Source organism: Nocardioides sp. (assembly GCF_047602075.1).
In the GTDB taxonomy this organism is placed as follows: domain Bacteria; phylum Actinomycetota; class Actinomycetes; order Propionibacteriales; family Nocardioidaceae; genus Nocardioides.
In genome coordinates, this window is the sequence record NZ_JASGIF010000002.1 from 93,310 (window position 1) to 104,883 (window position 11,574).

An 11,574-nucleotide genomic window follows, 5' to 3' on the forward strand; every position below is an offset into this window, starting at 1 on the left:
CCGAGCGCGAGAAGGTGGTGGCGTCGCACTAGCCCACCGGAGGCAGGCCGACCATCCGCCGGGCGGCCCGCTCGATGATCGCCACCAGGTGCTCGGTCACGGCGTTGTCGGCGGCAGCGATAGCCACCGCGGGGCCGAACCCGTCGACGAGGGCGGTCACCTCCAAGGCGGCGTCGTAGGACGACTGATCCAGGGCAAACCGGCCGTCCGAGACGCCGGCCTCGATCACCTGTTGGATCATGGTGGTCCATTCGGCGTCGAGAGAGTCCCAGTCCTCGGCCATGCCGGCGTCGCGGGCGGCGATCCGCCAGTACTCCAACCACACCAGCCAGCTCGTCCGACGTGCGTGCTCGTCGATGCCGATGGCATGCCTGATGAATCCGCTCAGCTGCTCCCACGGGCCCTCGAGCCTCCCGACCTGGACCTCGAGGTGGCGAAGCTCGGCGCGCACCTGGTGGCGCAGCGCCTCGCGACGCAGCCCGTCGATGGTGGGGAAGTAGTGCCGCAGGCTGGCCACCGCGACCCCGGACGCTTCGCTGACGTCTGCGTAGCGCAGCCCTTCATAGCCTCGATCGACCACGACGTTCGCGGCGATCTCCAACAGGGCGGCCCGGTTGTGTCTCGGCGGCCGACCCCGTCTGCGAGGTTGGTGGTCGACCACACCCTGACCGTACCGACCCGCGCACGTCAACGGCGTACGACGTGGTGGTGGCGACCCAGATTTCACACAGCAAACACACAGGTCAGCGCACGATGGACTTCCGGATCGACATCGACTTGCCGAGGAAGAAGATCCCTGGCTTGGTCTCGAAGCCGTCGCTGGGATTGTTCTTCAACGTGGAGGAGCGGATCCGCACGGTGCCGGAGCGATCGTTGCTGACGTAGAAGATCGCACCGCCACCCTCGTTGGCGTGGTTGCCCGTCATGGTGGTGCCCGCCACCAGCAGCCGCATCTTGTTGCCGTCGTTGTAGATCGCGGCGCCGGACCCGCCACCGGGTGTGCCGGCGCGTGGCGGGTTGGCGCCGTGCCCGACGGCCCTGTTGTTGACGAACGAGCTGTTGTAGACCGACCAGGAGACGCCGATGCTGGACAGACCCGAGCCGTTGCTGCACACGCCGCGCCGGAAGGTGCTCGCGACGACGTAGACCGGGCGGTCGTGGAACTGGTCGAGCGCACGGACGGCAGCGCCGCCGACGTCCGGCCCGGTGCGTCGGCAGCGGTTCTTGTCGAAGGTGACGTCGACGATCTTGAGCTGTCCACCCCGGGCGAAGATCGCGCCGCCGCCGCCGTTGTGCTCCAAGGTCTTGGTGTTCTTGCCCTTCACCATGCGCAGGTGCTGGACCACCAGTCGCGGGCTGGCCTGGTCGTTGCAGTGATCGGTGGTCCAGATCTGCTTGGGGTCGCAGGTGTTCTGGTAGAGGATCCGCCGCTTGCCCTGCCCGCTCAGGGTCACCAGTCCGCCACCGTCGATCACGACCCGCTTGCTGGTGTTGACCACCTTGGCGGTCCGCGTCATCTCGATTGTGATGGGATCCGGGCCGCAGCGGAACCGGATGATCCCACCGCGCTTCACCGCACGCACCACGGCTTTCGAGGTGCAGCTGCCGGGCGTCCCGTCACCGACCCATCGATCCGGGTGGGCGGTGTTGACCGCCGCGCCTGCAGCGGGGACCTTGACCGGTCGCGCACCCTTGGCTGACGCTGCGGGATCGCTCTCCTCGGCGTACGACGGCGCGAGGGCGACCAGCGAGACAGCGGTGGCGGAGGCGAGCACGGTGAGAATTCGGCGGTGCATGCCAGCTCACCCTGCCATAGCAGGCCGCGCTCCGCGAACCGGCTCAGCTTGCCGCTTCTGGCGTCTCTTCGCTCTGCTCCACGGGTTGCTCGTCGGCATGCTCGCCGCCGAGTAGGGCGCCGACCCAGCGCGATTCGGGGTGGGCATCGACGAGAAGGGCCTTGGCGAAGATGGTCAGCGGGAGCGCCAGGATCGCGCCGATCGGACCCAATACCCATGCCCAGAACAGCACCGAGAGCAGCGCCACCGAGGCCGACAGGCCCGCCGAGCGTCCGGCGATGCGGGGTTGGAGGATGTTCTCCGACAGCACGTTGGCGAGACTGATCGCCGCCGCCACCGCGAACGCCAGTCCGAAGCCACCCTCGAGCAGACCGATCAGGGTCGGTGGGATCAGCCGGATCACGAAGCCGATGTTGGGGATGAAGTTGGTGACGAAGGTCAGCACGCCCCACACCCCTGGCTCCGGGATGTCCAGCAGCCACAGCGCCGCGGTGACCACCGCCGCCAGGCCGAGCCCGAAGACCGCGGTGATGATCAGGTTGACCCGGGTATCGGCCGCAGCCTGCTCGAGCGCCTCCACCACATCGCGGTGCGACTCACGGGCCCGCTCCAAACCCCGGGTAAAGGGCCCGGAGTCGACGATCATGAAGCCGACCAGGAAGACCATCACGAAGGCGGTGAAGGTCAGGCCGGCGAGCGAGGAGGCGAGGCCGGCGACCCAGCCGACGACCTTGCCGTAGTCGATCTGGTTGATCAGTTGCTGCACCTGGCTAGGCCCGAAGCCGGCATCCAGCGCCCAGTCGCGGATGTCGACGATCAGCTCGCCGAACTGGACGTGATAGCGCGGCAGCATCGAGGCGAAGTTCGTCAGCGCCCAGAACAAGGCATAGATCGTCACCACGGTCACCACGACGACGACGAGCAAGGTGAGGATCAGAGCGACGGGACGAGGCATCCCGCGGGCATGGAGTCGTCCGATCAGCGGGTGCGCGCACATCGCGATCGTCGCCGCCAACACGACCGGGCCGAAGAACCCAGCGGTCTCGCGGACGGTCAGCGCGATGATCAGCAGGGCCGCGGTGCCGATCAGCACCCGAAGGGTCCGGCCCGAGCCGGGGTCGCGCTGCTCGGCCTCAGGCCGCTCAATGGTCACGGGGCGATTATGCTGCACGCCCTCGTCGCCCAGGCTCAATCGCAAGCTTGGGTCGCCGGTTGGGCCGCTGCCTTGGCGGCCCGATGCTCTTCGACCTCCTCTGCAGCCGAGAAATAGTTGTAGGTCGCCATCACGCACGTGAACGGCCAGACCAGGACCAGAGTCAGTGGCGGCACCATGTTCAGCACGATGAACGGCAGCGCCGTGATGACGAACAGCAGTGTCGCGAGCAGGGCTCCCGCAGCGGTGATGAGCAACAGCATCAGCAGCAGCACCGGAAGCGTCGTGCCCAGGGACCGCCAGACCAAAGACAGGCTCCGCCTCAGACTGCCGAACCCGCTTCGCCGTTCGAGGACGATGACCGAGACCAGCAGACTCCACGCGCCCAACAACACCAGTGCCACCGGCGCGAGGAAGATCGAGGTGGTCAACAACAGCAGGGAGACCACCGCCACCGCGATCGCCGGGGCGCCGACGGCCAGGCGTCGCGCACCCTCGACGTACACCTCACCGACGCGGGCCGACTGCCCCTTTCCGAGTCTGCTCATCGCCACGGTCACCGCCCCGGCGGAGAGCAGCAGGCTCAGCACGGCCAGCGCGTCGACGCCGGCCACCAGCCAGCGCGGCACGTTGCTGACCAACGCGGCCGTCTGGAAGCCTGCTGCTGTCACGTTGAGCACGACCATGGGCAGCACGATCAAGAAGAAGGTGAGGGGGTGCTGCCTGAGCATCTGCCACGACGAGTTCACGATCTGGCCGCTTCGGCGATACTGCGCCAACGGGGTGGGGCTGGAGTCCCAGTCGGTGCGCCGCAGCAGCCACACCAGGAGGCCGATCAGGATGGCGAGCACCGCCAAGACGGCCGGCGCATTGTCGACGTAGCTGCGGAACAGGTCGCTGCCCTTGCCGAGGGCGCTGCAGTAGAACTGCGAGACCCCGGTATTGCTGGCTGCCGAACCCGGCACCACGATGCTGGACGACCGCGCGTCGGCCGACCAGACGAACGGCCTGGTCCAGGCGGTCTTGCGGTTCGGGCCGGTGGGTCCCTCGTAGAACCGCACCGGACCCACCTCACCCCAGTGCCCTCGGTAGGAGACCCAGGGGAACGCCTCCCGCGCTTCTTCGGCGTTCGAGGGGATGGTCTCGATGACCGGGCGCACCTCGGTGTGGTCGCCCGCGGTGATGTCGCACCCGAAGCCGGTGGCGGCGGAGTTGCCGAGGAAGACGCCCGCGGAGAACTGGTTGGCGTGCGAGCCCGCCGATACGTAGACGACCGGGTGGGTGTCATCGACGATCTCGAAGCTTGTCGTCGTCCCACCCGGACCGCTCCGAGCCGTAGTGCTGCGAGTAGACCACCAGGTCAGGGGTCAGGCCGTTGCTCAACGCGGTGGCAGCATCGGGTGCCTCGAACTCGAGCTGGATGCGCTCCCAGTCGGTCTCGTGCTTGTTGTTGTAGTCGTTGAAGGGATAGAAGAAGTAGTACTGCAGCGCGATCCGGTTGCTCACGCCGGTCTGGGTGGCGACATGGGCGTATGCCGTGGGCTCGGCCGAGTTGCCCCATTCCGAGCGCGCCCACTTCTCGTACTCGCATCCAGGGTTGAGTGGATCGCCCGGCAGGTCCAGGGCGTATCCCGGCAACCCCTTGCTGACGTCCTCCATCGACGGACCGACCTTGACCAGGTCGCGTTGCGGCTTCCACGGCCCCCGCAGGGCGACCGTCGGGTTGTCGAAGAGGACGTCGACGTTGCTCGGGCGATAGGGCTCACCCGGCCCGCAGGCGGTCTTCTGGGTGACCAGCATCATCACCGGCGCGAACTTCTCCGCCAGTTCCGCCTCGGCGCTGGTGTCCGCCTGCGACGGCGCGCCGGTGACCGTCAGCAGTCCGAGCACCATGGCAGCCAGCATCCAGAACCTGGTCCACCGCTGCATCGCACCCACCCGCCTACTCCGTCGCCAACCCGGCGCGGACAGAAGAGTAGTGGACGCGAACGCCTGGTCGCGGTCGGCGGACGCGGTGCCGGACCTCGACCGGCTGACGCGTCAACTCACCGTCGACCAGGACCAAGACAGAGGCGAGCTGGGCCAGGGCTGTATCGATGTGGAAGTGCACCAGTGGCAGCACGCTGCCCACCGCCGGCAGCTCGAGCTGCTCGTCCAGGATCCGGCCGCGCTCGGTGAGGACGAGCAGCACGCGCACGGGCTGGTTGGTCACGGGCACATCATGTCGCGGACCTCCCGCCCTGAGAATGGAACAGCCCCTCCTTCTTCTCCAACGAGCTTTGGCTCGGCCGCGCCTTACCTGGACTCTGATTCCAACCAACGGAACCGGACTCCAACAGAGAGGGCATTCGACATGAACACTGCGGCGAGGCTGGCCGAGGAAGTGCTGGACGTTTTGCACAATGGCAACGTCGAGAAGCTGGACGAGTTGGTGAGTGAGGACTTCGTCGACCACGGTGCTCCGCCGTGGCTGCCACCCGGACGGGCGACCTATGCTGCGACCCTGCGGTGGCTGCACGACACCTTGCGGATCAAGTATGTCGTTCACGACACGGTCGCCGCGGGTGACAAGGTCGCGATCCGTGCGACCGCTCATGGAGTGCACGACACGGAGTACATGGGCTTCCCACCGACCGGGAAGCCCTACACGATAGAGACGATGCACATCTATCGCGCACAAGACGGCGTGCTGGCCGAGCATTGGGGCGTCCGCGACGAGCTGGCGATGCTGTGGCAGGTGGGCGCGCTCGAGGCACCGCGGCCATCGGCGTTCATCGACGCTGCCGGGACACCCGCGACGTGAGCACCACGGCAGGTGGCCCGCGCCGCTCCGGCACGACCCGTGAGGAGCAGGTGCGGACCACCCGCCGGCGCATCCTGGCTGCCGCCCAGGAACTGTTCTTGGAGCGCGGCTACCTCGGCACCACCGTGGAGGCCGTGGCCGGCCACGCTCGGGTCAGTGTGCAGAGCATCTACAACGTCGTGGGGGGCAAGGCGGACCTGCTCAAGGCGGTCTGGGACACGATGCTCGCCGGCAACGACGATCCGGTGCCGATGATCAACCAGCCGACCGGGCTCGCGATGCAGGGCGCCCCGGACGGTCACACCTGCTTGATGCTCTATGCGCGGATGGCACGAGAGATCTACGAACGGATCGGCGCCCTGCTCGGCTCGGTCTACGGCGAGGGCGCCGGCCACGACCCTGCCGTGCGCGAATTCCTCACGACCATCGACCGCGAGCGCGCCATCGGCACCCGCGGTGTTGCCCAACTGGTTGCCGAGCGGCACGGGCTGCGCGACGGCCTGTCGACCCGTGAGGCCGCCGACATCTTGTGGGTGCTCACCGCACCCGACGCGTCGCACCGCCTCATTCGCAACCGCCGCTGGTCACTGGTCAAGTACGAGCGCTGGCTCGGCGAGGCGATGGCCGACTCACTGCTCCCGCGGTAGGCCACCGGCGCACTCTCGGGGGGCCGAGAAGTAGCCACCGTGCCCGCGTCCTACCAGGCGCCGCGATGATCCAAGCCGATGGCCAATCTCGCCGCCCGCTCTGGAGAGGCCCGGTAAGGCAAGGCTAACTTCCCGTCGGCGAGCGTCGCGCGTGACGAGGCGACGCGCCGCAGAGCCATCACCGAGCCAATTCCGCCGCTGATCGATGTCCACCGAGGAGTGCGCATGCCTTCCACCGCCCGTCGTGTCCTGGGGGCCCGTCGCTTCCGGGGAGCACTGGTTGCCTGCCTGCTGACCCTTGCCGCCCTGACGGCGTGCAGCAGCACCGACGTCACGGTGACGAGCAGCCCCGCCAGCGACGCGAGCGGTGGGCCCGAGGGGGTCACCACCTACCCGATGACCCTGAAGACCAAGTGGGGCGAGACCACCTTGGACAAGGCACCCGAGCGCATTGCCGCGATCAGCCTGACGTCGGAGGACATGGACGCCCTCCTGGCTCTCGGCATCACCCCGGTCTACGTCAACGACGCGATGTCGTCCGCCCCCTGGTTGACCTCCGAGCAGAGCGCCGCGATGAAGACCGTCGCGACCGCACCTGATTTCGAGCTCAAGGCCGAGGACGTCGCGGCCGCGGCCCCCGACCTGATCGTCGCGGTCAACGCGCTCAACGACGAGGTCGACCAGAAGGTGTACGACAGGCTGGCGCAAATCGCCCCCGTGCTCGCCTACGACGGCACCGTGGAAACCTATGGGATCCCGTGGCAAGACACCCTGACCGTCATCGGCGAGGCCGTCGACCGGCAGCAGGCCGCAGCGGAGCTGGTCACCACGGTCGAGAAGACCATCACGGACACCGCCGCAGCCCACCCCGAGTTCGCCGACGCCACTGCCTCCTTCGTCGTCAACTACGGCAAGCAGTACGGCATCGCGTTCTACTCCGGCCCGGGTTCGAACACCGCGAAGGTGCTCTCCGAGCTCGGCTTCCAACCCAACCCCAACGCGGCCAAGTTGGCGAAGGCCGACAGCATCAGTGACGAGCTGCTGCCGCTGGTCGACACCGACATCGTGTTCGCCGGGGAGAACGGCGAGGAGTCCGAGGCTCTCTCCCACAACAAGCTGTTCACCTCGCTACAGGTCTACCAGGACGGCGGGTACATCCCCTTCGCGTTCGAGGACGACACCAACTGGGTGCCGTGGGGGTTGCGCAGTGCATCGGCGCTGAACCTGCCCTGGCTGGTGGATGCGCTGGCCGAGCCGGCGGCCAAGGCGCTGGCTGACTGACGAGCGCGGACCACGTGACCGCCACTGCCGCTCCGGCCCGGCACGAGCAGCAAGGCCCAGCTTCCTTCGTACGCCGTGGCTGGGCGTTGCCATGCGCGGTGATCCTCTTCGTGGCGAGCGTCTTGCTCAGCATCTTCGTCGGCGCGAACTCGCTCGGCCCCGGTGCCGTGCTCGACGCGCTGCGGCACCAAGGTGACCTCCAGCATCAGTTGATCTTGTGGGAGGTCCGGCTGCCCCGCACCGTGGCCGGGGTCGTCGCGGGCATCAGCTTCGGTCTGGCCGGCGCGCTGATCCAGGCGATCACCCGCAATCCCCTCGCCGACCCGGGCCTGCTCGGCGTCGACGCGGGAGCCGGATTCGCGGTCACGGTCGGCGTCGTGCTGTTCGGGGTGAGCTCGCTGGGCACCACCATGTGGCTAGCGATCCTCGGAGCAGCGATCACGACCACCCTCGTCTACGCCATCGGCGTGGTGGCTGGCGGCCAAGTCTCGCCGATGCATCTCATCCTGGCCGGGGTGGCCTTGAGCGCAGTGCTCGGTGGCATCGGTGACGCCATGGTGCTGCTCTCGCCCGAGACCTACGAGGCCATCATGCGTTGGGGGCTGGGCACCCTGCGCGGCATCCACGGCCCGGAACTCCTCGCCACGGCACCGTTCTTCGCCACCGGCGTCCTCCTCACCCTGGTCTTGACCGGCCCGCTCGACGCTCTCGCGCTCGGCGACGACCTGGCCACGTCGCTCGGCGTGCGCGTCGGCGTGGTCCGCACTCTGGGCGTGCTCGGGGTCAGCCTGCTCGCGGGATCGGCCACTGCCATCACGGGCGGGATCGGCTTCGTCGGCCTGATGGTGCCGCACGTGGCTCGCTGGCTGACCGGCCCCAGCCAACCCCGCATCGTGGGCTACACGCTGCTGCTCGCTCCCGCGCTCGTGCTGATCGCCGACGTGTGCGGGCGGGTGGTGGTGTGGCCCAACGAGCTGGCGGTGGGCGTAGTCGTCGCGCTGGTCGGTGCCCCCGTCCTGATCGTGATGGTCCGGAGACCGAATGCGAGCGGCCTGTGACCGGGTCGCTGGACGGCATCGACGCGATCGGCACCGTCGACTTCGGTCGCTCCGAGATCGTCGTTCGCACCCGCCCCGCCTCGGGACGAGTCAGCGTTCGCTTTCTCACGGTCTGTCTGGTGCTGGCGCTCCTCACGCTTGTCACGGCGACGATCGCGATCGGCGTCGGCGAGATCCGCATCTCGTTCGTCGACGTTGTCCGAGCGCTGCTGGTCGACGACAGCGGGCTGTTCCGGATGGTGGTGGTCGAGTGGCGCCTGCCGCGCGCGGTCGCCGCGATCCTTTTCGGCGCCGCGCTGGGTCTGTCCGGTGGCGTCTTCCAGTCCCTCACCCGCAACCCCCTCGGCTCACCCGACATCATCGGATTCGACACCGGAGCATTCACCGGAGTGCTGGTCGGTGTGCTCATGCTCGAGATCAGCGGGACCTCGCAACGGTCGGCCTGCGCCCTGATTGGCGGGATCGCGGTTGCGATGGTCGTCTATCTGCTGGCGTACCGACGTGGCGTCCAGGGATTCCGGCTGATCATCGTCGGGATCGGCGTCGGCGCAATGCTCGGTTCGATCAACAGCTATCTGCTGGTCCGGGCCGATGACACCACCGCGCTGCAGATCGGCCTCTGGGCGGCCGGCTCCCTGGTCGACATCGGCTGGTCTCAGGTCGTGCCGGCGGCCATCGGCATCGCCGCAGCTGGGCTGTTGATCGGCTCTCAGGCGCACAGCCTCCGCGAGCTCGAGCTCGGTGACGAAGTGGCGATCGCCCACGGCGTCGCCACGGGCAGGACGCGCCTGATCTGCCTCTTGGCTGGCACCGCCTGTGTCGCGGTCGTCACCGCGACCTGCGGACCGATCAGCTTCGTCGCACTGGCAGCCCCCCAGCTCGCGCGGCGGCTAGTGCGCTCCGGCTCGGTGGCGCTGCTGCCTGCCGCGCTGGTCGGTGCGCTGCTGCTCACCTTGGCCGACCTGGTGTCGCTGGTCCTCGGCGTTCACGCCATCGGCTTTCCTACCGGGTTGGTCACTGTGTCGCTGGGTGGCCTCTACCTGATCTGGCTGCTGATCCACGAGGGCCGGTGGCGCGCCGCCCTCGCGGCATCGAGTTGAGAGCGAGAGCATCATGCGCGATTCCACGGCCATCCCATCTCCCGGACCGTCCGTCGATCCGACTGCCAGCCCGCCCACGAGTGGCTTCGTACTCGAGGCCGACGAGGTGACCCTGGGCTATCCCGGCATGCAGGTGTCCTCGGCGTTGAGTGTCGGGATCCGGCCTGGCACCTTCACGGTGATCGTCGGCCCGAATGCCTGTGGCAAGTCCACCCTGCTCAAGGCACTCGCGCGGGTGCTGCCGCCGGAGAGCGGGGAGATTCGCCTCGACGGTCACGACATCCGCTCGCTGCGCAGCAAGCAGGTCGCCCGACGCATCTCGCTCCTGCCGCAGAGCGCGATCGCTCCCGACGGCATCACCGTCGCCGACCTGGTCGCCCGCGGCCGACACCCGCACCAGGGCATCTTCCAGCAGTGGCGCACGAGCGACGAACAGGCGGTCGCCGCGGCGCTGGCGGCGACCGGTTGTACGCCGCTGGCGGCTCGCCTCGTCGACGAGCTCTCCGGCGGTCAGCGTCAGCGGGTCTGGCTGGCGATGCTGCTGGCGCAGGAGACCCCGGTGCTGCTCCTCGACGAGCCGACGACTTTCCTCGACGTCGCGCACCAGTTCGACCTTCTGGAGCTGCTTCGCTCCCTCCACGACGAGGGGCGCACGGTCGTCGCCGTGCTGCACGACCTCAACCAGGCCTTCCGGTATGCCAGCGACCTGATCGTGATGAAGGAGGGGCGCGTCGTCGCGACGGGAGCGCCGCGCGAGGTGATCGATGCCGACTTGGTCGCCGATGTCTTCGGATTGCCCTGCCTGGTCGTGCCCGACCCGATCACTGGCACGCCGAACGTCGTCGCGCTCGACCCGCGGGGATAGTCCTCTCCTGCAGGATCGAAACGTTAGGGCCTGGCGAGGAGTTATTCGGCGTGTCGCCACCTCATTCCTTGCCAGGCCCTTAGGAGACGAGCTCTCGCTGGCTGTTGATGAAGACCCCAGGGGTCTGCCCGAAGTAGCGCCGGAAGGCAAGGATGTAGCCGTTGGCACTGGCGAAGCCCACCCGCTGGGCGACCAGGGAAACCATCTCGCCTCGCTCGAGCATGGGAATCGAGGCATTGATCCGAGCTCGGGTGCGCCACTCGGTGAACGAGAGACCGGTCTCGGAACGGAAGGCCCGACGCAGACTGCTAGGGCTGACGAAGGACCGCGCCGCCCAGTCCGTGACCGTGCTGGGATCGGCCGGATCAGCCAGGATCGCCTCGGCGACGGTGCGCGCCGGCTCCCTGGCGGGTGCGGGGACAGTGAGCTCGGCGAGATCATCGACCAATGCCTCGAAGAGCTCCCGCGAACCGTGGCCCTCACCATCGAGAAGTCGGCGACCCTCGGCCAAGAGCAGGCGTCGGCGTGCCGAGGTGATCGCGACCGGGGTCGGACCGTCGTACGGCAAGACGTCGTCGGCCGGGAACGCGAAGGGTGTGATCAGACAGTCGTCGGAGAACCGCGCGGAGTGCCACGTGCCTGCGGGCACCATCAGCCCGACCGACGACGAGAGCCGGAGCGCCATTCCCTCCACGCCGATGGCAGCGTGACCGATGGCGACGTGCAGGAACTGGTGGAAGTCGTGAACGTGTGGGGCGTGCCCCCAGGTGTGAAGCTTCCAGGGATCGTCTATCACAAAGGTTAGCCTAACCTAATCGCCTCGTTGGCTCCGTCCGTACGCCGCCCGTGGACCTCGGCCGCGCGGCCGACC

13 protein-coding genes are annotated in these 11,574 nt (G+C 68.1%); 6 read left to right on the forward strand and 7 right to left on the reverse strand.

Annotated features, from left to right (window positions below):
* Nucleotides 1-28 precede the first annotated feature (28 nt).
* The 6 genes from QM714_RS13130 to QM714_RS13155 form a co-directional block, all read right to left on the reverse strand.
* Nucleotides 29-661, reverse strand: a complete 633-nt coding sequence (locus QM714_RS13130; protein WP_415101284.1) for a TetR/AcrR family transcriptional regulator — start codon at nucleotides 659-661, stop codon at nucleotides 29-31.
* A gap of 82 nt (nucleotides 662-743) precedes the next feature.
* Complete coding sequence (locus QM714_RS13135; protein ID WP_415101286.1) at nucleotides 744-1,796, reverse strand: hypothetical protein; 1,053 nt, start codon at nucleotides 1,794-1,796, stop codon at nucleotides 744-746.
* Nucleotides 1,797-1,839: 43 nt separating this feature from the next.
* On the reverse strand, nucleotides 1,840-2,949 hold the full coding sequence (locus tag QM714_RS13140) for an AI-2E family transporter (protein ID WP_415101288.1): 1,110 nt from the start codon (nucleotides 2,947-2,949) through the stop codon (nucleotides 1,840-1,842).
* A 35-nt stretch (nucleotides 2,950-2,984) separates the two neighbouring features.
* Nucleotides 2,985-4,109 carry a hypothetical protein gene (locus QM714_RS13145; RefSeq protein WP_415101290.1) on the reverse strand — a complete coding sequence of 375 codons (1,125 nt, stop codon included), beginning with the start codon at nucleotides 4,107-4,109 and terminating at the stop codon, nucleotides 2,985-2,987.
* A 124-nt stretch (nucleotides 4,110-4,233) separates the two neighbouring features.
* Nucleotides 4,234-4,887, reverse strand: coding sequence for a hypothetical protein (locus QM714_RS13150; RefSeq protein WP_415101292.1), 654 nt, complete (start codon nucleotides 4,885-4,887; stop codon nucleotides 4,234-4,236).
* A gap of 4 nt (nucleotides 4,888-4,891) precedes the next feature.
* Nucleotides 4,892-5,161 carry a hypothetical protein gene (locus QM714_RS13155; RefSeq protein WP_415101294.1) on the reverse strand — a complete coding sequence of 90 codons (270 nt, stop codon included), beginning with the start codon at nucleotides 5,159-5,161 and terminating at the stop codon, nucleotides 4,892-4,894.
* Nucleotides 5,162-5,302: 141 nt separating this feature from the next.
* Between QM714_RS13155 and QM714_RS13160 the strand changes: the two genes are divergently transcribed.
* The 6 genes from QM714_RS13160 to QM714_RS13185 all read left to right on the forward strand — a co-directional run bounded on the left by QM714_RS13160 (nucleotide 5,303) and on the right by QM714_RS13185 (nucleotide 10,703).
* Nucleotides 5,303-5,752 (forward strand): ester cyclase, encoded by a 450-nt coding sequence (locus QM714_RS13160; RefSeq protein WP_415101296.1) that lies wholly within the window; start codon nucleotides 5,303-5,305, stop codon nucleotides 5,750-5,752.
* Nucleotides 5,749-6,399, forward strand: coding sequence for a TetR/AcrR family transcriptional regulator (locus QM714_RS13165; protein WP_415101298.1), 651 nt, complete (start codon nucleotides 5,749-5,751; stop codon nucleotides 6,397-6,399). The genes QM714_RS13160 and QM714_RS13165 overlap by 4 nt, the downstream gene beginning before the upstream one ends.
* A gap of 225 nt (nucleotides 6,400-6,624) precedes the next feature.
* A complete protein-coding gene (locus tag QM714_RS13170) occupies nucleotides 6,625-7,680 on the forward strand; it encodes an ABC transporter substrate-binding protein (protein ID WP_415101300.1) in 1,056 nt (351 codons plus the stop codon).
* 14 nt (nucleotides 7,681-7,694) lie between these two features.
* The gene (locus QM714_RS13175) at nucleotides 7,695-8,738 is read left to right on the forward strand and encodes a FecCD family ABC transporter permease (RefSeq protein WP_415101302.1); all 1,044 of its coding nucleotides are present in this window, start codon (nucleotides 7,695-7,697) and stop codon (nucleotides 8,736-8,738) included.
* Nucleotides 8,735-9,838 carry a FecCD family ABC transporter permease gene (locus tag QM714_RS13180; RefSeq protein ID WP_415101304.1) on the forward strand — a complete coding sequence of 368 codons (1,104 nt, stop codon included), beginning with the start codon at nucleotides 8,735-8,737 and terminating at the stop codon, nucleotides 9,836-9,838. The genes QM714_RS13175 and QM714_RS13180 overlap by 4 nt, the downstream gene beginning before the upstream one ends.
* 13 nt (nucleotides 9,839-9,851) lie before the next feature.
* Nucleotides 9,852-10,703, forward strand: a complete 852-nt coding sequence (locus tag QM714_RS13185; RefSeq protein ID WP_415101305.1) for an ABC transporter ATP-binding protein — start codon at nucleotides 9,852-9,854, stop codon at nucleotides 10,701-10,703.
* A 79-nt stretch (nucleotides 10,704-10,782) separates the two neighbouring features.
* Here QM714_RS13185 and QM714_RS13190 read toward each other — a convergent pair whose 3' ends face one another.
* Nucleotides 10,783-11,499: an AraC family transcriptional regulator gene (locus tag QM714_RS13190; protein ID WP_415101306.1), complete on the reverse strand. Its 717-nt coding sequence runs from the start codon at nucleotides 11,497-11,499 to the stop codon at nucleotides 10,783-10,785.
* Nucleotides 11,500-11,574: the final 75 nt, after the last annotated feature.